At 62.2% G+C, this 26862-nt stretch carries 26 protein-coding genes and 1 pseudogene; 22 read left to right on the top strand and 5 right to left on the bottom strand.

The window, feature by feature from the left end; translation table 11 throughout:
- Positions 1–163: 163 nt before the first annotated feature.
- On the bottom strand, positions 164–3292 hold the full coding sequence (locus HH213_RS04440) for an Rne/Rng family ribonuclease (protein ID WP_169111014.1): 3129 nt from the start codon (positions 3290–3292) through the stop codon (positions 164–166).
- Positions 3293–3963: 671 nt separating this feature from the next.
- Here HH213_RS04440 and HH213_RS04435 point away from each other — a divergent pair.
- From HH213_RS04435 to HH213_RS04420, 4 genes and pseudogenes are all read left to right on the top strand, one after another.
- Positions 3964–4946 (top strand): annotated as a pseudogene (locus tag HH213_RS04435) (RluA family pseudouridine synthase).
- An 11-nt stretch (positions 4947–4957) separates the two neighbouring features.
- Positions 4958–5617 (top strand): HAD-IIIA family hydrolase, encoded by a 660-nt coding sequence (locus HH213_RS04430; RefSeq protein ID WP_110844756.1) that lies wholly within the window; start codon positions 4958–4960, stop codon positions 5615–5617.
- Complete coding sequence (locus HH213_RS04425) at positions 5618–5995, top strand: Rieske (2Fe-2S) protein (protein ID WP_110844755.1); 378 nt, start codon at positions 5618–5620, stop codon at positions 5993–5995.
- Between the two features lie 20 nt (positions 5996–6015).
- Complete coding sequence (locus HH213_RS04420; protein ID WP_110844754.1) at positions 6016–7032, top strand: S49 family peptidase; 1017 nt, start codon at positions 6016–6018, stop codon at positions 7030–7032.
- A gap of 172 nt (positions 7033–7204) precedes the next feature.
- Here the strand turns inward: HH213_RS04420 and HH213_RS04415 are convergent, their stop codons facing one another.
- Positions 7205–7501, bottom strand: a complete 297-nt coding sequence (locus HH213_RS04415; protein WP_174864390.1) for a hypothetical protein — start codon at positions 7499–7501, stop codon at positions 7205–7207.
- Positions 7502–7624: 123 nt separating this feature from the next.
- Here HH213_RS04415 and HH213_RS04410 point away from each other — a divergent pair, with 123 nt between their 5' ends.
- From HH213_RS04410 to motD, 10 genes are all read left to right on the top strand, one after another.
- Positions 7625–8341, top strand: coding sequence for a pseudouridine synthase (locus HH213_RS04410; protein WP_169111012.1), 717 nt, complete (start codon positions 7625–7627; stop codon positions 8339–8341).
- The gene (locus HH213_RS04405; RefSeq protein ID WP_169111010.1) at positions 8338–9318 is read left to right on the top strand and encodes a fumarylacetoacetate hydrolase family protein; all 981 of its coding nucleotides are present in this window, start codon (positions 8338–8340) and stop codon (positions 9316–9318) included. The genes HH213_RS04410 and HH213_RS04405 overlap by 4 nt, the downstream gene beginning before the upstream one ends.
- Before the next feature lie 128 nt (positions 9319–9446).
- The gene (gene flhB, locus HH213_RS04400) at positions 9447–10637 is read left to right on the top strand and encodes a flagellar biosynthesis protein FlhB (protein ID WP_169111008.1); all 1191 of its coding nucleotides are present in this window, start codon (positions 9447–9449) and stop codon (positions 10635–10637) included.
- Positions 10634–12757 carry a flagellar biosynthesis protein FlhA gene (gene flhA, locus HH213_RS04395; RefSeq protein ID WP_110844750.1) on the top strand — a complete coding sequence of 708 codons (2124 nt, stop codon included), beginning with the start codon at positions 10634–10636 and terminating at the stop codon, positions 12755–12757. The genes flhB and flhA overlap by 4 nt, the downstream gene beginning before the upstream one ends.
- A 43-nt stretch (positions 12758–12800) precedes the next feature.
- Positions 12801–13838 (top strand): DUF4351 domain-containing protein, encoded by a 1038-nt coding sequence (locus tag HH213_RS04390; RefSeq protein ID WP_169111006.1) that lies wholly within the window; start codon positions 12801–12803, stop codon positions 13836–13838.
- 129 nt (positions 13839–13967) lie between these two features.
- Positions 13968–15428, top strand: coding sequence for a flagellar biosynthesis GTPase FlhF (gene flhF / locus HH213_RS04385; RefSeq protein WP_169111004.1), 1461 nt, complete (start codon positions 13968–13970; stop codon positions 15426–15428).
- Positions 15421–16221: a MinD/ParA family ATP-binding protein gene (locus HH213_RS04380; RefSeq protein WP_110844747.1), complete on the top strand. Its 801-nt coding sequence runs from the start codon at positions 15421–15423 to the stop codon at positions 16219–16221. The genes flhF and HH213_RS04380 overlap by 8 nt, the downstream gene beginning before the upstream one ends.
- Before the next feature lie 20 nt (positions 16222–16241).
- Positions 16242–16973, top strand: a complete 732-nt coding sequence (locus HH213_RS04375; RefSeq protein WP_110844746.1) for an RNA polymerase sigma factor FliA — start codon at positions 16242–16244, stop codon at positions 16971–16973.
- Positions 16955–17701 (top strand): flagellar motor protein, encoded by a 747-nt coding sequence (locus tag HH213_RS04370; protein WP_169111002.1) that lies wholly within the window; start codon positions 16955–16957, stop codon positions 17699–17701. Before HH213_RS04375 ends, HH213_RS04370 begins: the two co-directional genes overlap by 19 nt.
- 1 nt (position 17702) lies before the next feature.
- A complete protein-coding gene (gene motD, locus HH213_RS04365) occupies positions 17703–18473 on the top strand; it encodes a flagellar motor protein MotD (protein WP_169111000.1) in 771 nt (256 codons plus the stop codon).
- A 66-nt stretch (positions 18474–18539) separates the two neighbouring features.
- Here the strand turns inward: motD and HH213_RS04360 are convergent, their stop codons facing one another.
- From HH213_RS04360 to flgA, 3 genes are all read right to left on the bottom strand, one after another.
- Complete coding sequence (locus HH213_RS04360) at positions 18540–19016, bottom strand: flagella synthesis protein FlgN (protein ID WP_110844743.1); 477 nt, start codon at positions 19014–19016, stop codon at positions 18540–18542.
- A gap of 7 nt (positions 19017–19023) precedes the next feature.
- Positions 19024–19341 carry a flagellar biosynthesis anti-sigma factor FlgM gene (gene flgM / locus HH213_RS04355; protein ID WP_110844742.1) on the bottom strand — a complete coding sequence of 106 codons (318 nt, stop codon included), beginning with the start codon at positions 19339–19341 and terminating at the stop codon, positions 19024–19026.
- 96 nt (positions 19342–19437) lie between these two features.
- Positions 19438–20133, bottom strand: a complete 696-nt coding sequence (flgA, locus tag HH213_RS04350; RefSeq protein WP_110844741.1) for a flagellar basal body P-ring formation chaperone FlgA — start codon at positions 20131–20133, stop codon at positions 19438–19440.
- A 154-nt stretch (positions 20134–20287) separates the two neighbouring features.
- Here flgA and flgB point away from each other — a divergent pair, with 154 nt between their 5' ends.
- From flgB to HH213_RS04310, 8 genes are all read left to right on the top strand, one after another.
- Positions 20288–20716 carry a flagellar basal body rod protein FlgB gene (gene flgB / locus HH213_RS04345; RefSeq protein WP_110845623.1) on the top strand — a complete coding sequence of 143 codons (429 nt, stop codon included), beginning with the start codon at positions 20288–20290 and terminating at the stop codon, positions 20714–20716.
- A gap of 2 nt (positions 20717–20718) precedes the next feature.
- The gene (gene flgC / locus HH213_RS04340; protein WP_110844740.1) at positions 20719–21129 is read left to right on the top strand and encodes a flagellar basal body rod protein FlgC; all 411 of its coding nucleotides are present in this window, start codon (positions 20719–20721) and stop codon (positions 21127–21129) included.
- Positions 21130–21151: 22 nt separating this feature from the next.
- Positions 21152–21850 carry a flagellar hook assembly protein FlgD gene (locus HH213_RS04335; protein WP_110844739.1) on the top strand — a complete coding sequence of 233 codons (699 nt, stop codon included), beginning with the start codon at positions 21152–21154 and terminating at the stop codon, positions 21848–21850.
- Between the two features lie 26 nt (positions 21851–21876).
- Positions 21877–23433, top strand: coding sequence for a flagellar hook protein FlgE (locus HH213_RS04330; protein ID WP_110844738.1), 1557 nt, complete (start codon positions 21877–21879; stop codon positions 23431–23433).
- Positions 23434–23456: 23 nt separating this feature from the next.
- Positions 23457–24197 carry a flagellar basal-body rod protein FlgF gene (gene flgF / locus HH213_RS04325; protein ID WP_169110998.1) on the top strand — a complete coding sequence of 247 codons (741 nt, stop codon included), beginning with the start codon at positions 23457–23459 and terminating at the stop codon, positions 24195–24197.
- Positions 24198–24267: 70 nt separating this feature from the next.
- A complete protein-coding gene (gene flgG / locus HH213_RS04320; RefSeq protein WP_110844736.1) occupies positions 24268–25059 on the top strand; it encodes a flagellar basal-body rod protein FlgG in 792 nt (263 codons plus the stop codon).
- 10 nt (positions 25060–25069) lie between these two features.
- Complete coding sequence (locus tag HH213_RS04315; protein ID WP_169110996.1) at positions 25070–25732, top strand: flagellar basal body L-ring protein FlgH; 663 nt, start codon at positions 25070–25072, stop codon at positions 25730–25732.
- A gap of 5 nt (positions 25733–25737) precedes the next feature.
- Entirely contained in the window at positions 25738–26859 is a 1122-nt protein-coding gene (locus tag HH213_RS04310; protein ID WP_110845621.1) for a flagellar basal body P-ring protein FlgI, read from the top strand.
- The last annotated feature ends 3 nt before the right edge of the window (positions 26860–26862 follow it).

Raw genomic sequence — 26862 nt, 5'->3', positions numbered from 1 at the left:
TCATGCAATCTTGCTGTTTTTGAAAAACGGCGCGCACCCTCGTACGTACCAACCGGGTACGATACCACGAGCGGCCAGTTGACGTACTACCCAGAGGTGAGAAGCAGGTTGCCAAGAAAAAAGGGAAGCCGAAGCTTCCCGTTTTTTTCTTTACCGGAGCAGATTAGCGGCGAGTATCGACCTGGATCAATGGCTCGTCAACTTGCTGCTGTACTGGCTTGCGTTCACGCGGCACGCGGACCGGCGGCGCGACTTGCGCAGCAGCTTCCTGTGCTGCACGCAGTTTTGCCGGATCGGTGGCTGCCAGCGTCAGGCCGGCGGAGCCGAGCACTGCTTGCAGGTCGATTGTCGCCGATGGGGCTGGCGCAGGGGCTGGTGCTGGAGCAGGAGCAGGCGCGGCAACGACCGGTGCTGGCGCTGGTGCGGCCACTGGTTCTGCAACCACCGGTGCAACTTCTACTGCTACTGGCGTTGCTTCGAGCACCACTGGTGCGGCGACTGGCGCTTCTGCTACAGGCGCTGGGGCCGGTGCTGCTTCCATCACTGGCGCGGCGACGGCGACTGGCGCGGCTTCTTCTACCACGGCCGGTGCGGCGATGGTTTCGGCTGCCACTTCAACTACCGGTGCTGGCGGAACAATTGCTTCCGCCACAACGGCGACTGGCGCGGCTTCGACTGGTGCCGGGGCTGGCGCCTCGACCACTACCGGAGCGGCTTCTGCTACTGGCGCGGCAGGTGCAGCTTCCACGACTGGGGCAGCGTCAACAACTGGGGCAGCGTCAACAACTGGGGCAGCTTCAACCGCCGGAGCGGCAACAGCCACAGCCTCGGTGACGACTTCCGTCACGGCGACAGCGGTGACGGCCACAGCGGCGGTTTCCGCGACTGGCGTGAAGCTCAGTTCTGCCTGTTCGCCCGCTTCGCCTTCCTGACCTTCTACGCCATCCACGCCTTCAGCGCCTTCGCGCTCACGACGGTTACGGTTACGGCCGCCACGACGACGACGACGGCGTGGCTCATCGCCTTCGCCTGCGACGTCGTTTTCATCGCCTTCCGGACCGGCGTTCGGTGCGGTTTTCAGGATGCTGGCGGCGTCGGCCACTGGACCGGTCGCTGGAACACCGGCGTTCAGTGCCAGTTCTTCCACTTTGGCTTCTACTGGCGCCTTGTCGCCGCGCGGTTCGCGTGGCTGGCGTGGTGGACGCTCGCCACGTTCCGCACGCTCGGCGCGCTCAGGACGTTCTGCGCGTTCCGGACGTTCTGCACGCTCAGCGCGTTCACGGCCCTGGCCTTCGGCGCCCGCTTCACGTGGCTCGCGGCCTTCACGCGGTTCGCGGGGTGGACGTGGCTGACGTGGTGGACGGCCGTTGGCGTCGGCTGCCTTGCCTTCTTCCTGGCCGGCGCCGGCGCGGGCTGCGCCTGGTTCTTTCTCTTCACGCTCAGGACGGCCGGTTTTGCCGTTGCGGTTGCGGCCGCGTGGGCCACGGGCGTTGCGGTCGCCACGGTCGGCGCCGGCTGGCGCCTTGACCACGATGGTCGGCTGCTGCGGCAGGGCCGGAGCGGCTGGCGCGCCGGTGAAGAAGCTGATCAGCTTGGCGAAGAAACCTTGCGGGGCCGGCGTCGGCGCTGGCGCCGGTGCTGGCTTGATCACGGTTTCGGTCGGCTTGCGCTCGACCAGCGGCGCCGGTTGATCAGGAGTGATGGTCTTGACCATGGCTTCCTGGCGCGGCTTGGCTTCTTCCTTCTGGCGCTTGCTGTAGGCCATGTCGGTTTCGGCGGTCTCGGCCAGCGAGTAGCTGGCGGCGCTGTCTTCCAGGCGCGGATCGTCGTGCTTGATGCGCTCCAGCTTGTAGTGCGGGGTTTCCAGGTGCTTGTTCGGCACCAGGATGACGTTGATGCGGTGACGCGTCTCGATCTTCAGCACTTCGCTGCGTTTTTCGTTCAGCAGGAAAGCGGCGACGTCCACGGGCACTTGCACGTGGATGGTGGCCGAGTTTTCCTTCATCGCTTCTTCTTGGATGATGCGCAGGACTTGCAGCGCCGACGATTCGGTATCGCGGATGTGGCCGGTGCCCGAGCAGCGTGGGCAGGCAACGTGCGAACCTTCCGACAGCGACGGACGCAGGCGCTGGCGCGACAGTTCCATCAGGCCGAAGCGGGAAATCTTGCCCATCTGGACGCGGGCACGGTCGTGGTGCAGCGCATCTTTCAGGCGCTGTTCCACTTCGCGCTGGTTCTTGGCCACTTCCATGTCGATGAAGTCGATCACGATCAGGCCGCCCAAGTCGCGCAGGCGCAGCTGGCGGGCCACTTCTTCAGCAGCTTCGCAGTTGGTGTGGAAGGCGGTGGTTTCGATGTCGGAACCGCGGGTGGCGCGGGCCGAGTTGACGTCGACCGAGACCAGGGCTTCGGTGTGGTCGATGACGATGGCGCCGCCCGATGGCAGCGGCACGGTGCGGCTGTAGGCGGTTTCGATCTGGTGTTCAATCTGGAAACGCGAGAACAGCGGCACGTCGTCGCTGTAGCGTTTTACACGGTGCACCATGTCGGGCATCACGTGGCTCATGAACTGATGGGCTTGCTCGTAGATCTCGTCGGTGTCGATCAGGATCTCGCCGATGTCCGGCTGGAAGTAGTCGCGGATGGCGCGGATCACCAGCGACGATTCCTGGTAGATCAGGAACGCGCCCGAGGCCGATTTGCCAGCGCCTTCGATGGCGCGCCACAGTTGCATCAGGTAGTTCAAGTCCCACTGCAGTTCATCGACGTTGCGGCCGATGCCGGCGGTGCGGGCAATCACCGACATGCCTGGCGGCAGGTCCAGCTTGTCCATGGTTTCGCGCAGTTCCTGACGCTCTTCCCCTTCGACGCGGCGCGATACGCCACCACCACGCGGGTTGTTCGGCATCAGCACCAGGTAGCGGCCGGCCAGCGAGACGAACGAGGTCAGGGCGGCGCCCTTGTTGCCGCGTTCTTCTTTTTCGACCTGAACCATGATTTCCTGGCCTTCGCGCAGCGCATCCTTGATCGAGGCGTTACGGACATCGACGCCTTCCTTGAAGTAGGTGCGGGCGACTTCCTTGAAGGGCAGGAAACCGTGGCGGTCTTCGCCGTAGCTGACGAAGCACGCTTCCAGCGACGGTTCGATACGGGTGATCACGCCTTTGTAGATGTTGGACTTGCGCTGTTCGCGTCCGGCGGTTTCGATGTCGATATCGATCAGCTTCTGACCGTCGACAATCGCTACGCGCAGCTCTTCTTGCTGCGTAGCGTTAAATAACATGCGTTTCATTTTTATTAACTCCGCGACCCTCGGGCCATCTATGCTGTCCGGTTTCTTAGTCCGGTCCAGCAAGCTACAGGGATATACGCGAGAATAGGAGTGATTGCGGTGGGTTATGCCCATCCTGTGCGGCTGCACGAAACGGCCGCAACTGGGCGCATGAGGCTGATCGACATGCCGAGTGCTCGCTTCATCTGTAGTTCTCCATGCGGCCCCAACGGACGGCAGAAAAGAACAGACGGAGAGCAGCGTCTAAATGACCAGATCTCGACCATGCTTGCTACTACAAATAATGCAACTTCGGTAACCAGGCTGGTTTCCAGCCTTCCGTCGAGCTTGCAGTAAAGCATGGGGTCTGGCGAAAACGGCAAGCGTTATCAACTACTCATCAAACCGGCCAGCCCGCGTGAGCTGGCTGACCGGACTTTTATCCTTACTAACCAATCAATCTTCTTCGCCACCCCTGCCGCCCTCCGATTACAACGACGGTGCAACCTTGATTCCGTCAGGGATGGTGCGTATACATTTTTTCCTCTGAATTTGCAATTTGGCGAGGCCAGTGGAGACGCCCCTGTGTAAAATGTGCTTTTATTCTTACACTTGCCGCAGGTTGAACCGCAGCGAAACAATTATATATTCAAAATGAAGGACTTAGAGAGATTTCTGGGAAGACAGAGCAAATGAAGATGCAAAAAGATGTTGTTCCCGCTTCAACGTCCGCCCCGCTGCAAGCCCAATTCGTCACCATCACTGAAGAAGAAGCCGGTCAACGGATCGATAACTACCTGTTGCGTATCTGCAAAGGCGTGCCGAAAAGTCACGTCTATCGTATCCTGCGCTCGGGCGAAGTACGCGTTAACAAGGGGCGTATCGACCAACTGTACCGTCTGGTACAAGGGGATGTTGTGCGGATCCCCCCATCCGTTTGGCAGAGAAGCCGGATAACCACGTGCCGGCGGCCGAATTCGATATTATTTTCGAGGATAGCCACCTGCTGGTGATCGACAAGCCGGCCGGCGTGGCCGTGCATGGCGGTTCCGGCGTCTCGTTCGGCGTCATCGAGCAGTTGCGCGCCTCGCGGCCGGACGCCAAGTTCCTGGAACTGGTGCACCGCCTGGACCGTGAAACCTCGGGCCTGTTGTTGCTTGCAAAGAAACGCTCGGCGCTGACCAACCTGCACGAGCAAATGCGCGACGGCCTGACCGACAAGCGCTACCTGACCATGGTGGCAGGCGACTGGAAAAACGCCCGCCAGCATATCAAGTTGCCATTGCATAAATACACGACGGCGGATGGCGAACGCCGCGTGACCGTGTCGCACGAAGGCGGCATGGCGTCGCACACGATTTTTTCGCTGCTGAAGAAATTCGACGGTTTCGCCTTGCTGGAAGCCGAACTGAAAACCGGCCGTACCCACCAGATTCGCGTTCATCTGTCTTCGTCGGAGTTTCCCATCCTCGGTGACGACAAATACGGCGATTTCGCGCTGAACAAGGCGTTGCTGAAAGCTACGGACAAACGCGGCGCGCTGAAGCGCATGTTCCTGCATGCGCATCAAATTACGTTTACCCATCCCGAATCTGGCAAAAACATGACGCTCAATGCGCCATTGGCCGCCGAATGTGAGCGATTCTTGGTAAGCTTGGGCAAACCTCTTAATTAATCGCAAACACAATGGCAAGAAAGCAATTTGATCTGATCGTCTTCGATTGGGATGGCACCTTGATGGATTCCACCTCCACCATCGTGAAATGCATCCAGGCGGCGGCGCGCGACCTGGCGCTGCCGGTGCCGCGCGACGAAATGGCGGCGCACGTGATCGGCCTCGGCCTGCACGAAGCCATGCAAGCGGTATTGCCGGACATCGATCCGACCTACTACCCGCGCATGGTGGAGCGCTATCGTTACCACTTTTTGTCGCGCGACCACGAAATCAGTCTGTTCCCCGGCGTGCACGACATGCTGGAGGATTTGTCGCACCACGGCTATTTCCTGGCCGTGGCCACCGGCAAGAGCCGGGTCGGTCTGAACCGCGCCATGAACGACGTCAAGGTGCTGTCGTTGTTCGACGCCACGCGCTGCGCTGACGAAACCTTCTCCAAGCCGCACCCGGCCATGTTGCAGGAATTGACGCGCGAGTTGGGCCAGGATATGCGCCGTACCGTGATGATCGGCGATACGTCGCACGATTTGCTGATGGCCAATAACGCCGGCGCGGCCGGTGTGGCGGTCGAGTACGGCGCGCATCCAGTCGAGCAATTGACCGCCTGCAAGCCGATGTTCTCGGCCAAGACGGTGGCCGAGCTGCATGGCTGGTTGAGCGAGAATGCCTAGATGAGTGACACCGTGGATGACATCCTGATCTGCGCCTCGGACGCCATCGAGAATGGCGGCAAGGGCGTGCGCTTTCCGCTGACGGCTGGCGGCGAAGACGCCACCGGCTTCGTGGTGCGTCACGGCGGCACCGCCTACGCCTACCTGAACCGTTGCGCCCATGTGCCGATCGAACTGGATTGGGCGGAAGGCGAGTTCTTTGAATCCAGCAAGCTGTACCTCATGTGTTCGACCCACGGCGCGGTGTATGTGCCGGAAACCGGGCAGTGCGCCGGCGGGCCGTGCCGTGGTGGACGGCTGCGGCCGATCGCCGTGGTCGAGCATGACCAGCAGATTTACTGGCAGCCGGATGAATACGTGCGCCCCGTGCGCGCCTGATTAACCAAGACAAGCAATCCATGAGCGACAACATCGATCCGAGCAGCACCCCGACGCCGACGCCTGCTCCGCAGCCGGCCAAGCCAGCCGTCAGCGCCTCCAACTGGGAGCGCGAGGTGCTGGAAAAGCTGGTGTTCGCCACGCTGAAGGAACAGAAGGCTGCGCGCCGCTGGGGTATTTTTTTCAAGGCCGTGACCTTGCTGGTGATCGTGTTTGCGCTCAGCGCCTACTTCGACTTCAGCTGGACCGGCTCGGACAGCGAAACGCTGGGCCGCCACACGGCGCTGATCGAAGTCGAGGGCGCCATCGAATCCGAAGGCAGCGGTTCGGCGGCAGTGGTGATTCCGGCGCTGAACAAGGCGTTTTCGGACACCGGCTCGGTGGCGGTGGTGCTGCATATTAATAGCCCCGGCGGCAGCCCGGTGCAAGCCGGCATGATCGTCGACGAGATGGTGCGTCTGCGCAAGGGCTATCCGGCCAAGCCGCTGTACGTGGTGGTGGACGAGATCTGCGCCTCCGGCTGCTACTACATCGCCGCCGGCGCCGATCGCATCTACGTCAACAAGGCCAGCATCATCGGCTCGATCGGCGTGCTGATGGACGGCTTCGGCTTTACCGGCGCGATGGAAAAGCTGGGCGTCGAACGCCGCCTGCTGACCGCCGGCGAAAACAAAGGTTTCATGGACCCGTTCAGCCCGCTGACCGAGAAACACAAGCAGCACGCGCAAGTGATGCTGAATGAAATCCACGAACAGTTCATCCAGGTGGTGCGCAACGGCCGTGGCAAGCGCTTGAAGGAAACGCCGGAGATGTTCTCCGGCCTGTTCTGGACCGGCGCCAAGTCGATCGACATGGGCCTGGCCGATGCTTACGGCACCGTCGATACGGTGGCGCGCGACGTCATCAAGGCCGAAGACATCGTCGACTACACGCAGCACGAAGGCCTGCCTGAACGCGTGCTGAAGAAATTCGGCGCGGCCATGGGCGCGGGCGCGATGAAGTCGGCGGTCGATACCGTGCGGCCGAGCCTGCATTAGCCTGCGTCATGGTATGACTGGCGCGGCGATTAACATTATCAATACGGTCTCTTTTTCACTTGCATATCCGGGGTGGTGAACTATAGTGGTGTTGTAGTTCTTTCCAAGGGGGGCCGATATAAACAGTTTAGCTTGTTGTCAGCACGTTCTTGATTCAGACTGAATGATGGAACTACTCCACCGCATCGTCGATGCGGCTCAGAGAGAATTTCGATTCCTCTTTCGAGTCCCCTTGTGGGGCTGAAAACAGCGGCGCAATGCCGCTGTTTTCTATTGGTGGCTCGCTTTGTGCAAAGCCGCCGGCATCCAGCCAGGCCAGGAACAGGGTTTGCTGATAGCGGTGCCACAGCGCTTGCGCGGTAGCGGTCGGTGCGGGCAGTGGCTGCTCATAACGGCAGCGTTCCAGCAGCAGCGCGGCCCGGTGCCTGGCTGCCTGGGCTTGCGCCGCTGGGTTGGCGGGAAAAGTCATATGATGTCCTGCTGAAATTCCGAAGCGCAGTAGGGGAATTCCTAATGCAGTTTCAGTTTATCAATAGAATCCGAGCAGGGCTTGATATGCATCAATGATCCAGACTCCTGTAAAATCCCGGCCATGAGCAAATTATCCTTGGACCGCATCCTGCAATCGCAGGGCTATGGCACCCGCAAATACTGCCGCTCCCTGATTGAGGACGGCGAAGTCACCATCAACGGCGTGGTGCACGACAATTACAAAGAAACCATCGACACCGACGGGTTGGTATTCAACCTGTTCGACGAAGACGTCGTGTACCGCGAACACGTCTATATCGCGCTGTTCAAGCCGCAGAACTACGAATGTTCGCGCAAGCCCAGCCACCATCCGGGCGTATTGACCCTGCTGCCGGAGGAACTGACCTGGCGCGACGTGCAGCCGGTCGGCCGGCTCGACCACGACACCACCGGCATGCTGCTGATGTCAGACGATGGCGCGTTTATCCATGCGCAATCGTCGCCGAAGCGGCATGTGCCGAAGATTTATCAGGCCACCACGGCTGAGCCGGTCACCGATGAACTGATCGCCCAGCTGCTGGCCGGCGTGCAGCTGCATGACGAACCGGCGCCGCTGGCGGCGCAGACCTGCATCAAGCGCGGCGAATTCCAGCTGGAAATCGTGCTGGAGCAGGGCAAATACCACCAGGTCAAGCGCATGCTGGCTGCGGCCGGCAACCATTGCTCGGCGCTGCACCGTTCCGCCATCGGTGGCCTGGAGCTGGTGTCGCTGGGCATCGAGGAGGGCGACTGGTGCTACCTGACGCCTGAACAATTGGCTTTGCTGACGCCGGCATGAAACTCGCGACGCTGAAGGACGGCACCCGCGACGGCCAGTTGATGGTGGTCTCGCGCGACCTGAAAACCGCCCAGCTGGCCGACGGCGTGGCCCGCACGCTGCAACGGGCGCTGGACGATTGGACCTTCATCTCCCCGCAACTCGATGCCATCTACCGTGAACTGAACCGCGGTGACGGCCGTCGCAGCTTCGATTTCGAGCCACAAAACTGTATGGCGCCGCTGCCGCGCGCATTCCAGTGGGCCGACGGTTCGGCCTACGTCAACCACGTCGAACTGGTGCGCAAGGCGCGTGGCGCCGAGCTGCCGGCTTCGTTCTGGGAGGAGCCGCTGATGTACCAGGGCGGCAGCGACGACCTGCTCGGCCCGACCGACGACATCGTATTGGCGCATGAAGAGTGGGGCATCGATTTCGAAGCAGAAGTCTGCGTGATCACCGACGATGTGGCCATGGGATCGACGCCTGACCAGGCCCACCAGCGGATTCGCCTGCTGATGCTGGCCAACGATGTGTCACTGCGCAACCTGATTCCGGAAGAGCTGGCCAAGGGTTTCGGCTTCGTGCAATCCAAGCCGGCCACCAGCTTTTCGCCGGTGGCGGTGACCCCGGACGAGCTGGGCGACGCCTGGAAAAACGGCAAGGTGCATCTCCCACTATTGTCGACCTTGAACGATAAACTGGTGGGCAAACCGCATGCCGGCGTCGATATGGTGTTCAATTTTCCGCAACTGATTGCCCATCTGGCCAAGTCGCGCAATGTGCGGGCCGGCTCCATCATCGGCTCGGGCACGGTGTCCAACAAGGACGCCAAGCGCGGCTATTCCTGCATCGCCGAGCAGCGCTGCCTGGAGATGATCGCCGGCGGCGCGCCGGTCACGCCGTTCATGGCGTTTGGCGACACCATCCGCATCGAAATGCTGGACGACGGTAAATCCGTGTTCGGCGCCATCCAGCAAACCGTCAAGCAAACCGCTTAACCAGCCTGAGTTTCCGTATGGAATTGTGGAGTAGGCGGTGAAAAACCGCCGTATTCCACCGATGCCGCGCGCCTGCCGCCGTCGATAATGGCACTGTCGACAATTAACCCACGCAGCAGGCAGAATCCATGGCAGAAGACAGCGACGCCGAAAAGACCGAACCCGCGTCAGCGAAGCGCCTCGAGCAGGCGCGCGAAGAAGGCGATGTTCCCCGTTCGCGGGAAGTGGCGACGTTTACCGTGCTGATGTCGGCCGGTGCCGGCCTGTGGATGACCGGCGACGGCTTGATCCGGCAGCTGGAGACGGTGCTGGTGTCAGGCCTCAAGCTGACTCAGGAGCAGATTTTCGACAGCGACGTGCTGATTCACCGCATTGCCGTGGACTTGGTGCAGGTGCTTATCGCCTGCCTGCCGCTGGGTGTGGCGGTGATGGTGGTGGCGCTGGCCTCGCCGTTGCTGGTGGGCGGCTGGCTGTTCAGCAGCAAGGTCTTCACGCCGAATTTCGGCAAGCTCAATCCGATCAGCGGCATTACCAATATGTTCTCGAAGAACTCGCTGGTCGAGCTGTTCAAGGCCATCCTGAAAACGGTGGTGGTCGGCTTCGTCACCTATCTGGTGGTGATGAAGTACAAGGATGCGGTGATCGGCCTGTCGGTCGAACCGCTCAAGCTGGGCATCGGCCACACGCTGAACATGCTGGCGTCCAGCTTTATGTTCATCGTCGGCGCGCTGGGCCTGATCGCCGCCATCGACGGCCCGTACCAGATGTGGCACTACGCCGACAAGCTGAAGATGACGCGCCAGGAGCTGATCCAGGAATCCAAGGAATCCGACGGTAATCCTCAGATCAAGGGCAAGATCCGCCAGCTGCAACGCGAAATGGCCAAGCGCCGCATGATGGCCGACGTGCCGACCGCCGACGTCATCGTCACCAATCCGACCCACTATGCGGTGGCGCTGAAATACAACGACGGCATGCGCGGCGCGCCGAAAGTGGTGGCCAAAGGTATCGACGAGGTGGCCGCCAAGATCCGCGAAATCGGCAAGGAAAACAAGGTGGCGATCCTGGAAGCACCGGCACTGGCGCGGGCGCTGCACAAGCACACCGAGATCGGCGACGAAATTCCGGAGCAGCTATACGCGGCCGTGGCCGAGGTGCTGGCGTATGTGTTCCAGCTGCGCGTGTTCAGCCGTGGCGGTGGCAACCGTCCGGAAGAGCCGAAGCAGCTCGACGTGCCAGCCACCCTGGACCCGCTGAACCCCGCTTTTATCCCGAAGCATGGCAAGAACCCAGATTTGAATAACGGAGCATCCGCATGAACGCCCTCAGCAACGTGAAGTTACCCCCATGGCTGCAAGGCCTGGCGTCCTCGCCGAACAAGTCCAGCCTGGCGGCGCCGGTCCTGATCATCATGCTGCTGGCAATGATGATCCTGCCGTTGCCGGCGTTTGTGCTGGATATCTTCTTCAGCTTTAATATCGCGCTGTCGGTGATTGTGCTGCTGACCTCGCTGTACACGGTGAAGCCGCTGGACTTCATGTCGTTCCCGACCATCCTGCTGGTATCGACCATGCTGCGGCTGTCGCTGAACGTGGGCTCGACCCGCGTGGTGCTGACCGAAGGCCATACCGGCGCCGATGCGGCCGGTAAGGTGATCGAGGCCTTCGGCCACTTTCTGATCGGCGGGAACTACACGGTCGGTATCGTGGTGTTCATCATCCTGACGATCATCAACTTTGTGGTGGTGACCAAGGGTGCGGGCCGTATCGCCGAGGTGGGGGCGCGCTTCGCCCTGGACGCAATGCCAGGTAAACAGATGGCGATTGACGCCGACCTCAACGCCGGCCTGATCGGCGAGGCGGAGGCCAAGAAGCGCCGCAGCGAAGTATCGATGGAAGCCGAATTCTACGGCGCCATGGACGGTGCATCGAAGTACGTTCGCGGCGACGCCGTGGCCGGCATCATGGTGACGGTGATTAACGTGATCGGCGGCCTGCTGGTCGGTCTGATTCAGCACGACATGCCGTTTGCCGACGCGCTGAAAAACTACACGCTGCTGGCCATTGGTGACGGCCTGGTGGCGCAGATTCCCTCGCTGATTATTTCGGTGGCGGCCGGTATCGTGGTGTCGCGCGTGGCCAGCGACAAGGATATCGGTACGCAACTGGTGGGCGAGCTGTTCGCCAAGCCGGAAGTGCTTTACATCACGGCCGGCATCATCGGCGGCATGGGCCTGATTCCCGGCATGCCGAACCTGGTGTTCATCATGCTGGCCAGCACGCTGGCCGGTTCGGCTTATCTGATGTCGAAGAAAAAAGTACAGAAAGTCGCGGCGGAGACGGCTGCGGCGGAAGCGGCGGCGCCGGCTGCGGCGGCCACCTCGGAGCAGGAAGAGGCGACCTGGCAGGACATCATGCCGGTCGATACACTGGGGCTGGAAGTGGGCTATCGCCTGATTCCGCTGGTGGACAAGACCCAGGGCGGCGAGCTGCTCAAGCGCATCAAGGGCATCCGCAAGAAGTTCGCGCAGGAGGTGGGTTTCCTGGCGCCGCCGGTGCATATCCGCGATAACCTGGAACTTAAGCCGTCGGCCTATCGCATCGCGCTGAAGGGCGTGGAAGTGGGCGCGGGCGAGGCGTTCAATGGCCAGTTCCTGGCGATTAATCCGGGTATGGCGAGCGGCACCTTGCAGGGTATGGTGACCACCGATCCGGCCTTCGGCCTGCCGGCGGTGTGGATCGACGCCAGCCTGCGCGACCAGGCGCAGGGCATGGGCTATACCGTGGTGGACGCCGGCACGGTGGTGGCGACGCACTTGAATCACCTGATTACCACGCATGCGTCGGAGCTGCTGGGCCGTTCCGAAGTGCAGTCGCTGCTGGATCACCTGGCCAAGGAATCGCCGAAGCTGGTGGAGGATCTGGTGCCGAAGATGGTGTCGATCTCGACCTTGCAGAAAGTGCTGCAGAATCTGCTGACGGAAGGCGTGCATATCCGCGATATGCGCACCATCATCGAGACGCTGGCCGAGCATGGCGCGCATACCCAGGATGCCGGCGACCTGACGGCGCTGGTGCGCATTGCGCTGGGCCGGGCGATTGTGCAGCAGCTGTTCCCCGGCGCCGGCGAGTTGTCGGTGATGACGCTGGATAATCGCCTGGAACGCTTGCTGATGCAGGCGCTGGCGGCCAGTGGTCCGGATGGCGCCGGCATCGAGCCGGGGCTGGCCGATACCATTGCACAGCAGGCGGCGGCCGCCACGCAGCAGCAGGAGGCGCTGGGCCTGACGCCGGTGCTGCTGGTGCCGGGGCCGTTGCGGGCCTTGCTGTCGCGCTTCCTGCGCCGTTCGCTGCCGCAGCTGAAGGTGCTGTCGCATGCCGAAATCCCGGAAAGCAAAACCATCCGCGTGACGGCGCTGGTGGGCCAGCAGCCGGCTTGATCTAGCGCGTCATGTTCCCATGCAGGCAGCCTAGACTGCCTGCATGAATGACGATTACGATACGCCGTGGAAGGACGTGATCACCGATCACTTCCCTGAATTCATGGCTTTCTACTTCCCCTCGGCGCATGCCGTGATCGACTGGTCGCGGCCGCATGATTTTCTCGATCAGGAGTTGTCTGCGCTGTCGCCCGGTGCCGAGCTGGGCAAGCGCCTGCTGGACAAGCTGGTGCGCGTGTATCTGCATCACGGCGGCGAGCAGTGGGTGCTGGTGCACCTGGAAGTGCAGGGCTGGCGCGACGTCGGTTTTGCCGAACGCATCTTCACGTATCACTACCGCGTGTATGACCGCTATCGCAGGCCGGTCGCCAGCATGGCGGTGCTGGCCGATCCGGGGCCGCGCTGGAGGCCAGCATCGTTCGCGTATTCCCTATTGGGCTGCGAGTTGCGCTTGAATTTTCCAGTGGTCAAGCTGCAGGACTATGCCGGCTGCATGGACGCGCTTTTGACTGATGCCAATCCGTTTGCGCTGGTGACTGCGGCCCACCTGTTGACGCAGCAAACCAAACACAGCCCTCATCAACGCCGCCGCGCCAAGTGGCGTTTGGCCAAGCTACTGTATCAACGTGACTGGGACAAGCGGCGTATCATTAATCTGCACCGCACGATCGACTGGCTAATGCGTCTGCCCAAGTCGCTTGATAAGCGGCTTAGGTATGGAATCCTGGAATTGGAAAGGAGAAGAGCTATGCCTTATGTCACCTCATATGAGCGTATAGGGATGGAGATTGGTATGAACAAAGGCCTGCAGGAGGGGTTGCAGAAAGGATTGGAGGAGGGGTTGCAGAAGGGAATGCAGAAGGGGTTACAGGAAGGCCGACAGAAGGGGCTGCAGGAAGGCCGACAGGAAGGTCGAAAGGAAGGTGGGGCGGAGCTGCTGGTGGCGCTACTGAACAAGCGCTTCGGCCCGCTCGCTCCTGACATGGTGGCGCGCCTGGCTAACGCCGAGGTTGACCAACTGTCCAAATGGGGGCTGAACTTCGTTGACGCCAGTACCCTAGACCAGGTTTTCCGCGACTGAAATACGGGCCATTTGTGCTCCTGTTCATCAGATCGTTTCCAGAGTGCATCGTCAATAATGGAAGCATTGGAGTCGAGGCGTCTTGCTTTAAAGGCGCGTGGCTCAACCTGGTTCCCTTGAGAGACGGTCATGAACGTTAAAAAATTTACCGCACCGACTTCCCGCGAAGCGCTGCGCAAAGTCCGCGAATCCCTCGGCCCTGACGCCGTGATCCTGTCCAACCGTCAATCCGACGGCATCGTCGAAATCCTCGCCCTGGCAAACGACGACGCCGCCTCTCTGGCCATGCCGGCGCCGCATTCGCCGATGGCGGAACCCGCACCGTCGCTGGACCTGGACGCCCCGGTGATCGCCGCCGGCCGCGTCGAGCCGCGCTTCGAAGATGAATTGCCGCATATGTCGCCGCCGGTCGCCAACACCCGTCCAGCCAGCCTGCCGGTGCAGCCGCAACGCCGCGTGGTGGCCTCGCATTCGTCGCTGGCCACCAAGGTTGCCGCTGCCGCGCCTGCACCAGCACCGACCCCGGCGCCAGCGCTGCAACCGAAAGCCGCGCCAGCCATCGACGCCCACCAGATCGCCGCCCTGGTCACCGCCGCCGTCGCCAGCGCCAAGGAATCGGCCGCCGTCGAGATGAGCGGCATGATGAGCGAAATCCGCGCCATGCGCGGCATGATGGAAACCCAGTTGGCCGAACTGTCGTGGGGCGCCACGCAAGCGCGCGAACCGCAGAAGACCGCCGTGCTGCGCGAAATGCTGGCGGCCGGTTTCTCGGCCAGCCTGGCGCGCTACCTGATAGAAAAATTGCCGGCCGGCCGCGATGCCGCCGACAGCCTGCGCTGGATGAAAACCGTCCTCACGCGCAACCTGCAAACCATGGCCAACGAAGACGCGCTGATCGAGCAGGGCGGGGTGTTCGCGCTGGTCGGTCCGACCGGCGTCGGCAAGACCACCAGCACCGCCAAGCTGGCCGCGCGCTGCGTGATGCGCCACGGCCCGGACAAGCTGGCCCTGATCACCACCGACGCCTACCGGATCGGCGCGCATGAACAGTTGCGCATCTACGGCAAGATCCTCGGCGTGATGGTGCACTCGGTCAAGGACGAAGCCGACCTGCGCATCGCCTTGAAAGAACTGAAGAACAAGCATACCGTGTTGATTGACACCGTCGGCGTCAGCCAGCGCGACCAGATGGTCACCGAGCAGGTGTCGATGCTGCAAGGCGCCGACACCAACGTCAAGCGCCTGCTGTGCCTGAACGCCACCGCGACCCAGGAGACCCTGAGCGAAGTGGTGCGTGCCTATCAGGGCAGCGGCCTGGCCGGCTGCATCATGACCAAGCTCGACGAAGCGGCCGCGATCGGCAATGCGCTGGACGTGGTGATCCGCCACAAGCTCAACCTGTTCTACGTGTCGAACGGCCAGCGCGTGCCGGAAGATCTGCACCTGGCCGATCCGGCCTACCTGATCGACCGCGCCTTCAAGCTCAAGCGCGACATCGTCAACACCCAATACCAGGATGCGGAGCTGCCTGTGCTGATGAGCAACGCAACCCAAGACAACCGCAGCATGCGCGAGGTGCAACTTGGCTAATTTTAATTTCGACCAGGCGGAGGGCCTGCGCCGCATGCTGGCCGGGGCCCAGCCCCGCATCGTCACCTTCTTGTCGGCCGCGCCGCAGGACGACAAGGGCGCCATGCTGGTCAACCTGGGCGCCTCGCTGGCCCGCGCCGGCAATGACGTGCTGATCGTCGACGCCTGCGCCAGCGCCCACGGCGTCGCCTCGCGCCTCGGCGTCGACGGCGGCGACAGCCTGCTGAACGTGGCGCGCCAGGAATGCGCGCTGAACCAGGTGATCCACGCGGTGCCGCAAGGTTTCTCGGTGGCGTCGATGACGCGCGGCGCGGTGCGCGGCGGTCCGGACGAGACCCGGCGCCTGGCCAAGGCCTTCGATGTGCTGGCCAAACAGACCGGCATGGTGCTGGTCGACGGCGAATTCGACGGCGAAGCCTTCCCGGTGCCGATCATGGCCAGCTCGGAGATTGTGGTGCAGGTCTCGAATAGCGCTACCTCGATCAAGGCTGCGTACAGTATGATTAAGCGCCTGAACCAGGAACTGGGCCGTCGGCCGTTCGGCATTCTGGTCACCGGCGCCTCTGAAGACGAAGCGCGGTTGGTTTACGATAATATGGCACAGGCGGCAAGCCGTTACCTGGCCGTCAACTTGGTGTCGATGGGATCGGTACCGGCGGATGAGTACCTGCAACGTGCGGCGCGCTTGGGGCGCGCGGTGGTCGATGCATTTCCGCTGGCAGGGGCCTCGGTCGCGTTTCGCCAATTGGCGGGCCGCTTCGCGCTGGGGGGGGATCACCAACTGCGCGCTTGATTAATATAATAAATATTCGAATGTATACGGTAAAAGGGAAAGCGGACAAGGATACTTTACTGACGGAGCATATGCCGTTGGTGAAACGCTTGGCCCACCACATGAAGGCGAAACTGCCGCCCAGCGTCGAAGTCGACGATCTGGTGCAAGCCGGAATGATCGGCCTGTTGGACGCCATCAGCCGTTACGAAGAAACCCACGGCGCGCAATTTGAAACCTATGCGGTGCTGCGCATCCGCGGCGCCATGCTGGACGAACTGCGCAGCAGCGACTGGCTGCCGCGCTCGCTGCGGCAGAATATGCGCAAGGTCGAAGCCGCCATGTCGACGCTGCAGCAGCGCCTGGGGCGGCCGCCTAGCGAATCGGAAGTCGCCAAGTCGCTCAAGCTGTCGCTGGCCGACTACCAGGAAATGCTGGGCGACGGCGGCGGTCACCAGCTGGTGTATTACGAAGATTTCCATGACGACGACGGCAACGACAGCTTCCTCGACCGCTATGCCGCCGATGACGACGCCGATCCGCTGCGTTCCCTGCTGGACGGCGACTTCCGCCAGGCCGTGATCGATGCCATCGATATGCTGCCGGAACGCGAGAAGATGCTGATGGGCTTGTACTACGAAGAGGAGCTCAACTTGAAAGAAATTGGCGCCGTGATGGGCGTATCCGAATCGCGCGTATCGCAATTGCATACGCAGGCCGTGGCGCGTCTGCGCGCCTCACTCCGGGAGCGGTCTTGGACTGGGCCAGCGTAGCCGGCGTGCTGCTGGCGCTGGCCGGCATCATGGCCGGCCAGACCATGGAGGGCGGCAAGCTCACTTCCTTGTTGCAACCCGCGGCGTTTGCGATCGTCGTGGTCGGCACGTTTGGCGCGGTGCTGTTGCAGACCCGTTTCAAGACCTTTGTTCGCGGCGTGCGCATGCTGCGGCTGGTGTTTGCGCCGCCCAAGGACACCCGCGCCGCCCTGGCGCGCGACATCAACGCCTGGAACCTGGCGGCGCGCCGCGACGGCCTGCTGTCGCTGGAGCGCTATATGCTGGCGTCCAAGGACCAGTTCAACGTCAAGGGCTTGCGCTTGATCGTCGACGGCATCGCGCCGGAAAAACTGCGCCAGCTGCTGGACACCGAAATCACCGCCTATGAAACGGCCGAACGGCAGGCGGTGCGCATCTGGGAATCGGCGGCCGGCTATTCGCCGACCATTGGCATCCTGGGCGCGGTGCTGGGCCTGATCCATGTGATGGAAAACTTGACCGATCCCAGCAAGCTGGGTTCCGGCATCGCGATCGCGTTCGTGTCGACCATTTACGGCGTCGGCCTGGCCAACCTGTTCTTCTACCCGATCGCCAATAAGCTGAAGGCCATCGTCACGCAGGAAGTGCACCAGCAGGAGATTGCCGCGGCGGTGTTCTACGACATCGCCACCGGCGACCACACGCGGGTGATTGACGAACGCATCGCCACGCTGCTGCGGGAGCATTGAGATGTATTACCGTCGCGCCCGCAAAAAGTTCGACGACGAGCCGGAGAACCATGAGCGCTGGCTGATTTCGTATGCCGACTTCATCACGCTGCTGTTCGCGTTCTTTGTCGTGATGTATGCGATTTCGGCGGTCAATATCGGTAAGTACAAGGTGTTTTCCGATGCGCTGGGCAATGCCTTCGGCGGCCAGGGTTCGGCCACGCCGGTCAATACGCAGGTGCAGAACCTGCCGATTCCCAATCCCGGCCTGAAGCGCCGCACCGAGATGCTGCGCAAGGAAAAAGAGCAGATGACGCGGCTGGCCCAGGATTTGCTGTCGACCATGGCGCCGCTGGTCAAGGAAGGCAAGGTGCGGGTGACGCAGAACAGCCGCGGCGTCAGCGTCGAAATCAATGCCTCGGTGCTGTTCGATCCGGGCGAGGCCAGGCTGATGCCGGAATCGGTGGAGGCGCTGCGCGCGGTGGCCAATCTGCTCAAGAGCGACGGCCACGATGTGCAGGTGGAAGGGCATACGGACAACCAGCCGATCGCCAATCCGCGCTATCCATCCAATTGGGAATTGTCGTCGGTGCGCGCCAGCAGTGTGGTGCGGCTGTTTATCGATGCCGGCGTGGCGCCGACGCGGTTGACTGCCGTGGGTTTCAGTTCCAACCAGCCGGTGGCCGATAACGACACGCCACTGGGCCGCGCGCGCAACCGCCGCGTGGCGGTGACGATCTTGTCGGGAATTCCTGATCCGAGTACGGAAGTCCCAACTCTGCCAGCGCAGTAACCCTCAGCAAAAAAGGGTCAGTCCCCGCATGGGGACTGACCCTGGTATGCGCAGTGCGGGGGAGCGTCAGCCGGCCAGAAAACCGCGGCTGCGCGGCAGGGTGGTGGTCACACCGCCTGGACCGTAGAAGTTATTGCCAGCCGAACCCTGCGGACGCAAGGCGTGCAGCGCATCCTGGGTTTGCCCCATCTGCTTGTTGATCAGCACGCCATTGATGAGGTTCAGTTCCTTGGCGGTGCGGGTATGCTGCAACAGCGCCCCCCACAAGCTTTCCGATTCCGCGCGCGCCTCGCCGCTGGCGGCGATCCACGCATCCATGCCGGCTTCCTCTGCAGGAAAGCCGCATTTGCCCAGCGAGCGGTGACGTTGCGCGGACAACAGGGTCATTTGCGTGACCAGCGCGGTCTTGCGGGTGGTGACGGCCGGCAGGCCTTCGATATCCGCCGCCACCAGCATTTGCTGTTCCTGGCGCAGCACATCCAGCAGGGTGGACATGATGTGTTCTTCTTCGCGCAGGCTGTTCAGCGGGGTGACGGTGGTCATGACTATCCTATCGTTTTCTTGAGTGCAGCAGATCCTTGACGGTATCCAGCAAGCCATCCGCTACTTTTTCCGAGTTGACCTGGAACTGGCCATCGGCAATTGCCAACTTGATGCGCTCGACTTTTTTGGTGTCGAACACGGCATTGGCGCCGCTGGCCGAACTGGCCGCCATGGCCTGGCCTTGCGGCGACAGGCGGACACTGTCCGACGCCACATTCGACGGCGCCGCTTCCGCTGCCTTGTCCGCGCCGCGCGCGGTGGAGCTGGTTGCAGCAGGCGTCGACGGCAGGCCGGGCGTGCTCTTTAATGTATCGTTAATTTTCACAGCATTTCCTTCTCAGCGAGGAGTACGAAACTCCGGGATCTGAGTCGGTAACGGCGATTCGGTCGTAAACTTTAGCCGGGTTTGCCTGGCCATTGCTCAAAATGCCACCTCGACCATACCACCGGTCTTGGCGATGCCGGTAATCTGTTGCCCATTGCCGGTTTTTACCTGTACCACCTGGCCGTCGCCGGCCGTGCTCATGGCGCGGCCCTCGGCCGACACGCTGAAACCGCTGCCGCTCGACACCAGCCGCACCAGCTGGCCGGACTGCACCACCGGCTTGCTGCGCAGCGTGTCCAGACGCAAAGGAGTGCCTGGGGGCAACGATACCGAGGCGCTGCGGCCGATCACCTGGCTAGCGTCGGTAGCTATACCTGCCGGCAACATTGTCAGATCGCCTTTGAGGACGGTCAGCTGGTTGGCGTCGATTGGCTGGCCCTGCACCAGCGGGGCGGCGGCGGCGATGTATTCGCCCACCACGGTCACGTTGGCTTGAATATATACCGTCCACGTGGCCGGTGTCGCACAGCGCACGCCGACCGTGGTTTTGCCCCAGGCGCGGGCGCCGGGCATGAAGAAAGCTTGCGGATCGGGGCAGGCGGCCAGTTGCATGCGCGGATCGATGGCGCCGACCGTGACCGTGACCTGGCCCGGCAAGCCGCCCGCCTGCACCTGCAGGAATTGTTCGACCGTGCGCTTGATGGCGGCGATGTCCTGCCGACCGGGCTGGGCGGCGGCGCTGGCGCTGAGTGCAATGGCTAACAGTGCAGGGAGGAGCAGACGTGGTTTCATGGTGATGGTTTCCCGTTCAATAGTGCCATCATAGTCTGGCGGTCTGAACTTGAAGCGTTGAATAAGACGGGAAATGGCGTGCTTATCGCCAGATTGTTACGGCGGGCAACTCCGTATCATCGATCCTGTCATCAATGTGGAAGGGGAGCACATCATGCTCGGCAGCAAGTTAGACGATTACATGCGCTTTAATGAAACGGCACTGAGCCTGCGTTCCACGCGCCAGTCGGTGCTCGCCTCCAATATTGCCAACGCGGACACGCCGAATTACAAGGCGCGCGACATCGACTTCAGCGCCACCATGCAGGCCGCGCTGGACAAGGCCAATCCGAACGCCCAGCAATCGTTGGCCACCACCGCCGTCAAGCATTACCCCAACCCTCTGCAAGACGCCGGTACGCTGGCCGACGGCACCCCGCTGCTGTACCGCGGCGTGATCCAGGGCGCGGTGGACGGTAACACGGTGGACATGGACGTCGAGCGCAACCAGTTTGCCGACAACGCCATCCGCTACGAAGCCGGCATCACCGCCATCAACGGCCAGATCAAGTCGATGCTGGCGGCGATCCAGTCAGGGAGCTGATCATGTCACTGTTTAATATTTTTAATGTTTCCGGTTCGGCCATGAGCGCGCAGTCGCAGCGGCTGAACGTGGTGGCCTCCAATCTGGCCAATGCCGACAGCGCCACCAGCGCCACTGGCGAAGCCTACCGCGCGCGCCAAGTGGTGTTCGAGGCGCAGACGCCAACCAATGGCGGCGCCTCCACCGGCGTGCGCGTCAAGCAGGTGGTGGAAGACCAGTCGCCGATGAAGATGATGTACGACCCCAAGCATCCGGGCGCCGACGAAAACGGCTACGTCACCATGCCGAACGTCAATGTCGTGGACGAGATGGTCAACATGATGTCGGCCTCGCGCTCCTACCAGAACAATGTGGAAACCATGAATACGGCGAAAACGCTGCTGTTGAAAACCCTGACCATCGGTCAAAACTAAATAAGAGAAACAAGAGGCCATCATGACCATTAGCGGCATCATCGACACGCCGGCGGCGGTAAACAGTACTCCGACCACCACGACCACCACCTCGACCGACAGCGTGCAGGCGGACCAGGACAAGTTCATGAAGCTGCTGGTGACCCAGCTGCAGAACCAGGATCCGCTGAATCCGATGGACAACGCGGCCATGACCAGCCAGCTGGCCCAGCTGTCGACCGTGACCGGCATCAACAAGGTCAACGCCACGCTGGAATCGCTGCGCTCCGATATCGCCAGTTCGCAGTCGCAAAGCGCGATCAGCATGATCGGCAAGGGCGTGCTGGTGGAGGGCAAGGGCATCGAACTGGCGACCAGCACCGCCGACGACGGCACCAAGACCAGCTCCAGCGTGTTCGGCATCGATCTGGCCTCGGCGGCGCAGAGCGTCACCATCGCGATCCAGGACAGCACCGGCAAGACGGTGCGCACCATGGCCATGACCAATGCCGACGTCGGCACCTATCCGATCACCTGGGACGGCACCCAGGACGACAAAACCGCGGCGCCGGCCGGCAAGTACACCTTTACCGTCACCGCCACCAGCGGCGGCAGCACGCTGACCGACGCCACGCCATTGCAACTGGCGGCGGTGGCCAGCGTGTCGACCGGCAGCGGCGGCGTCAAATTGAATACCTCGCTCGGGCAGTTCGCCATGAGCGATGTCAAAGAAGTTCTGTAAGCAGTCATCACCAATAGGGGAATACCATGTTCCAACAAGGACTGAGCGGCTTGAATGCTGCATCCAAATCGCTGGACGTCATTGGCAACAACATTGCCAATGCCAGCACGGTGGGTTTCAAGGCATCGCAAGCGCAGTTTGCCGACTTGTACGCCAACTCGCTGAACGGCGTGTCCGGCAACAACGCCGGTATTGGTGTGACGGTGTCGAAACTGGCGCAGCAATTCACGCAGGGTAATATCGAGACCAGCAGCAATCCGCTGGACGTGGCGATCAATGGCGGCGGTTTCTTCCGCCTGGTGGTCAACGGCGCGGTGGAATACTCGCGTAACGGCCAGTTCCACGAGGACGCAAGCCACACACTGGTCAACGCCCAGGGCGCACAGCTGACCGGTTATCTGTCCAACACGGCCGGCGTGATCCAGCTCGGTTCGCCAGTGCCGCTGACCTTGGACAAGTCCGACCTGACGCCGGTGGAAACCACCGAAGCCAACTTCCAGCTGAACCTGAGCTCGGCGGAAAAAGTGCCGGCCACGATTCCGTTCGACGCCACCGATCCGACCAGCTACAACAAGCAGACCGTGCTGAACGTGTACGATTCGCTGGGTACGGCGCACATCATGACGACTTATTACGTCAAGACCGACGCCAACACCTGGGATGTGTACGCCGCCGCCGACAACAAGGAAGTGGTGTCGGCCAGTGTGGCCGCCGCCGTCAACAGCAATGCCGATGTGGTGGCCGCCCGTACCGCATATAACGCCGCGGTCCAAGCTACCCCGCCGGATGCCGACGCCATCGCCCAGGCCGCAGGCGCCTATGCTGCCGTGGCTTACCAGACCATGTTTGATGCGGCCCAAGTGGCGCCAGCCGCCGCCAGCCAGGCTCAGCTGGATGCGCTGACCGCCGCCTACACCGCGCTGGACCCGAGCGGCAGCCAGTCGATCACCGGCAAGACGCCGGACCAGATCAATGCCCTGCTGGGCGCCGCCATCACGGTGCCGGCGGTCAAGGCCGGCACGCTGCTGTTCACCAAGAACGGCGCGCTGGACCCGCAAGCCATGGCGCAGCTGGACCCGCCACAAACGCTGCCATTCCAGATCCAGCTGCCAATCTTCCCGGACACCGGCGCGCAAGAGCCGATGACGGTCGCCACCACCTTCGACAAGACCACCCAGTACGGCAGCGTGACCAACGACCTGGGCTCGACCCAGAACGGTTACTCGGCCGGTTCCTGGCAGCGTTATTCGATCGACGAGAACGGGGTGATCCTGGGCCAGTACAGCAACGGCAAGTCGCGCGCCATGGGCCAGATCGCCATGGCCAACTTCGCCAGCGTCGACGGCCTGACGCCGCTGGGCAACAATGCCTGGGCGGAAAGCTCGTCGTCGGGTCCGCCAACTATCGGCGTGCCGAACGCGGGCTCGATGGGCTCGCTGCGGTCGTCGGCGGTGGAGACTTCCAACACCGACCTGACGGCCGAACTGGTCAACATGATCACCGCGCAGCGCGTCTACCAGGCCAATGCGCAGACCATCAAGACCGAGGACTCGATCCTGCAAACGCTGGTCAATCTGCGTTAATGACGCAGTTAAAGGGATAAGTTATGGACCGTCTCGTCTACACCGCGATGACCGGGGCCCGCCACGTGATGGAGCAGCAAGCCACCGTGTCGAACAACCTGGCCAACGCCACCACCACCGGCTTTCGCGCCCAGCTCGATACGTTCCGGGCGGTGCCGGTGGTGTCCGAGGGCTTGCCCACGCGCGCCTTTGTGGTCGACTCCACGGTCGGCACGGACTTCCGTTCCGGCCCGATCGAGACCACCGGCCGCGCGCTGGACATCGCCATCCGCGACCAGGGCATGATCGCGGTGCAGTCGGCGGACGGTTCCGAAGCCTATACCCGCAACGGCAGCCTGAAAGTCACCGAAAACGGCATCCTGCAAACCACCAGCGGGCAGAACGTGATCGGTGACGGCGGGCCCATCGCGGTGCCGCCGGACACCAAGATCACCATCTCCAGCGACGGCACGGTGAGCGTCAACGACGACAACTACGCGCCTGGCCCGGCCAATGTGCTGGGCCGCATCAAGCTGGTCAATCCGGACACCAAGACGCTGCTGCGCGGCGATGACGGTCTGTTCCGCCAGGCCGACGGCACGCCGGCCCAGAACGACCCGACCGTGCGGGTGGTCGACGGCGCGGTCGAGGGCAGCAACGTCAATCCGGTCGATTCCATGGTCAACATGATCAGTCTGGCAAGGCAGTTCGAAATGCAAATGAGCCTGATGAAGAACGCCGAGAATAACGCCGCAAAAGCCACCCAGATCCTCGCTTTGAGTTGATGCGCCCTCCCGCATAATGCTTGCATGGGATGAACAGGTTTGATGTTCGTCCGGCATTGGGAGAAGCATCATGATACGTTCGTTATGGATCGCCAAGACTGGCATGGAAGCGCAGCAGACGCAGATGGACGTGACGTCCCATAATCTGGCCAACGTCAGCACCAACGGTTTCAAGAAGTCACGCGCCGTCTTCGAAGATCTGCTGTACCAGAATATCCGCCAGCCGGGTGCGCAATCGTCGCAGCAGACCAATCTGCCGTCCGGCATGCAGCTCGGTACCGGTGTGCGCACCGTCGCCATCGAGCGCATCCACACTCAGGGCAATCCGCAGTCGACCGGCAACGATAAAGACATCATGGTCAACGGCAGCGGCTTCTTCACCGTGCTGCTGCCGGACGGCACCACCGCCTACACCCGCGACGGCTCGTTCCAGCGCGACCAGAACGGCCAGATGGTGACTTCGGAAGGCTTCGCGCTGCAACCGGCCATCACCATCCCGATCACCGCGCAATCGATCACCGTGGCGCGCGACGGCACCGTCTCGGTCAACATCGCCAACACCAACGGCGCCACCACCACCCAGCAGCTGGGCAGTTTGCAGCTGGCCACTTTCATCAACCCGACCGGGCTGGAATCGAAGGGCGAGAACCTGTACGTGGAAACCACCGCTTCCGGCGCGCCGCAGCAGAACACGCCGGGCAGCAACGGCACCGGCACGATCTTGCAAGGCTATGTGGAAACCTCCAACGTCAACGTGGTGGAGGAGATGGTCAATATGATCCAGACCCAGCGCGCCTACGAGATCAATTCCAAGGCCATTACCACCTCCGACCAGATGCTGCAAAAACTGTCGCAGATGTAAGGACATGATCATGAAATACGCCATCCCCTTTGTTGCTGTTGTTGCCGCCGCTCTGTTGAGCGCTTGCGCTTCGACGCCGACCTCGATCGTCAGCGCGCCGATGACCGCGCGTCCGCTGACCACCGAGCAGATGCAGGCAGTGCCGAACAACGGCGCCATCTACCAGCCGGCCGCGTTCCGTCCGGTATTCGAAGACCGCCGCGCGCGCCATGTGGGCGATGTGCTGACGCTGGTGATCACCGAGCGCACCTCGGCCAACAAGGCTGGCACCGCCACCGGCAACAAGTCGGGCAGCGTCAGCGCCACCTTGCCTGGCAAGCTGAGCAGCACCTTCGGCAATCCATTGACTGCCGCCACCACCAACACCTACACCGACGGCGACAACCAGACCGCCAGCAACGCCTTCACCGGCACCATGGGCATCACGGTGGTGGAAGTGCTGGGCAACGGCAACCTGATCGTCGCCGGCGAAAAGCAGATCGGCATGAACAAGGGCACGGAATACATCCGCTTCTCCGGCATGATCAATCCGGACAGCATCGCCACCGGCAACACTGTGCAGTCGACCGCCGTGGCCGACGCCCGCGTCGAGTACCGCACCGCCAACCATATCGACCGCGCCGAGCTGTCGTCGATGGCGTCGCGCTTCTTCCAAAGCTTGCTGCCTTTCTGATGATCATGAAAACTCCACTCAAAGCCGCCATCCTGGTCTGCCTGGCGTTGTTATCGCCGCTGACCCAGGCCGAGCGCATCAAGGATCTGGCCAGCATCGCCGGGGTGCGGAACAACCAATTGCTGGGCTATGGCCTGGTGGTCGGCCTCGACGGTTCGGGCGACCAGACCACGCAGACGCCGTTCACCGTGCAAAGCGTGGTGTCGATGTTGCAGCAACTGGGCGTCAACCTGCCGCAGGGCGGCACGCAGTTGCAGCTGAAAAACGTCGCCGCCGTGATGGTCACGGCCACGCTGCCGCCGTTTGCGCAGCCGGGGCAGCAGCTGGACATCACCGTGTCGTCGATGGGGAACGCCAAGAGCCTGCGCGGCGGCACGCTGCTGATGACGCCGCTGAAAGGCGCCGACGGCCAGGTGTATGGCATGGCGCAGGGCAATGTGCTGGTCGGCGGCGTCGGCGTGCAAGCCGGCGGCGGTGGGGGCGGCGGCAGTTCGCTGACCGTCAACCACCTGAGCGTGGGCAAGATTTCCGGCGGTGCAACGGTTGAGCGCGCTGTCGCTTCCAACTTGGGCGAAGGCAATATGATCAAGCTGGAACTCAACAGCGCCGACTTCGCCACCGCCAGCCGCGTGGTCGAAGCCATCAATGACAAATACGGCGCCGGCATCGCCTACGCGCTGGACAGCCGCGTGATCCGCGTGCAGGCGCCTAGCAGCAGCGACCAGCGCGTGACCTTCATCGGCACGCTACAGGACATGCAAGTCAATCCGGCCGAGCAGCAGGCCAAGGTGATCATGAACGCCCGCACCGGCTCGGTGGTGATGAACCGCGCCGTGACGCTGGATACGTGCGCCATTTCCCACGGTAATCTGTCAGTATCGGTCAACGCCGATACTTCAGTCAGCCAGCCGAACCCGTTGTCGGGCGGCCGCACGGTGGTCACGCAGAACCCGCAGGTCGGCATCAAGGCCGATGGCGGCAAGGTGATGCTGGTCAAGGGCGGCGCGTCGCTGGCCGATGTGGTCAAGGCGCTTAACGCCATCGGCGCGACGCCGCAGGACCTGCTGTCGATCTTGCAGGCGATGAAGGCGGCAGGTTCGCTGCACGCCGAACTGGAAATCATTTAAGCA

Source organism: Duganella dendranthematis (genome assembly GCF_012849375.1).
In the GTDB taxonomy this organism is placed as follows: Bacteria; Pseudomonadota; Gammaproteobacteria; order Burkholderiales; family Burkholderiaceae_D; genus Rugamonas; species Rugamonas dendranthematis.
Note: the sequence above shows the minus strand (reverse complement) of the source record. Positions and strands in the feature narration are given on the sequence as shown.

Excerpts from the sequence above, each read along its gene's own strand:
- HH213_RS04375 (WP_110844746.1), top strand. The coding sequence starts at position 16,242 with ATGTATACGGTAAAAGGGAAAGCGGACAAGGATACTTTACTGACGGAG.
- flgB (WP_110845623.1), top strand. The coding sequence starts at position 20,288 with ATGCTCGGCAGCAAGTTAGACGATTACATGCGCTTTAATGAAACGGCA.
- flgF (WP_169110998.1), top strand. The coding sequence starts at position 23,457 with ATGGACCGTCTCGTCTACACCGCGATGACCGGGGCCCGCCACGTGATG.
- HH213_RS04405 (WP_169111010.1), top strand. The coding sequence starts at position 8,338 with ATGAAACTCGCGACGCTGAAGGACGGCACCCGCGACGGCCAGTTGATG.
- HH213_RS04310 (WP_110845621.1), top strand. The coding sequence starts at position 25,738 with ATGAAAACTCCACTCAAAGCCGCCATCCTGGTCTGCCTGGCGTTGTTA.
- flhF (WP_169111004.1), top strand. The coding sequence starts at position 13,968 with ATGAACGTTAAAAAATTTACCGCACCGACTTCCCGCGAAGCGCTGCGC.
- HH213_RS04410 (WP_169111012.1), top strand. The coding sequence starts at position 7,625 with ATGAGCAAATTATCCTTGGACCGCATCCTGCAATCGCAGGGCTATGGC.
- HH213_RS04415 (WP_174864390.1), bottom strand. The coding sequence starts at position 7,501 with ATGACTTTTCCCGCCAACCCAGCGGCGCAAGCCCAGGCAGCCAGGCAC.
- HH213_RS04425 (WP_110844755.1), top strand. The coding sequence starts at position 5,618 with ATGAGTGACACCGTGGATGACATCCTGATCTGCGCCTCGGACGCCATC.
- flgG (WP_110844736.1), top strand. The coding sequence starts at position 24,268 with ATGATACGTTCGTTATGGATCGCCAAGACTGGCATGGAAGCGCAGCAG.
- HH213_RS04315 (WP_169110996.1), top strand. The coding sequence starts at position 25,070 with ATGAAATACGCCATCCCCTTTGTTGCTGTTGTTGCCGCCGCTCTGTTG.
- flgC (WP_110844740.1), top strand. The coding sequence starts at position 20,719 with ATGTCACTGTTTAATATTTTTAATGTTTCCGGTTCGGCCATGAGCGCG.
- flhA (WP_110844750.1), top strand. The coding sequence starts at position 10,634 with ATGAACGCCCTCAGCAACGTGAAGTTACCCCCATGGCTGCAAGGCCTG.
- HH213_RS04420 (WP_110844754.1), top strand. The coding sequence starts at position 6,016 with ATGAGCGACAACATCGATCCGAGCAGCACCCCGACGCCGACGCCTGCT.
- flgA (WP_110844741.1), bottom strand. The coding sequence starts at position 20,133 with ATGAAACCACGTCTGCTCCTCCCTGCACTGTTAGCCATTGCACTCAGC.
- HH213_RS04440 (WP_169111014.1), bottom strand. The coding sequence starts at position 3,292 with ATGAAACGCATGTTATTTAACGCTACGCAGCAAGAAGAGCTGCGCGTA.
- HH213_RS04330 (WP_110844738.1), top strand. The coding sequence starts at position 21,877 with ATGTTCCAACAAGGACTGAGCGGCTTGAATGCTGCATCCAAATCGCTG.
- HH213_RS04335 (WP_110844739.1), top strand. The coding sequence starts at position 21,152 with ATGACCATTAGCGGCATCATCGACACGCCGGCGGCGGTAAACAGTACT.
- HH213_RS04390 (WP_169111006.1), top strand. The coding sequence starts at position 12,801 with ATGAATGACGATTACGATACGCCGTGGAAGGACGTGATCACCGATCAC.
- motD (WP_169111000.1), top strand. The coding sequence starts at position 17,703 with ATGTATTACCGTCGCGCCCGCAAAAAGTTCGACGACGAGCCGGAGAAC.
- flhB (WP_169111008.1), top strand. The coding sequence starts at position 9,447 with ATGGCAGAAGACAGCGACGCCGAAAAGACCGAACCCGCGTCAGCGAAG.
- HH213_RS04430 (WP_110844756.1), top strand. The coding sequence starts at position 4,958 with ATGGCAAGAAAGCAATTTGATCTGATCGTCTTCGATTGGGATGGCACC.
- HH213_RS04360 (WP_110844743.1), bottom strand. The coding sequence starts at position 19,016 with ATGACCACCGTCACCCCGCTGAACAGCCTGCGCGAAGAAGAACACATC.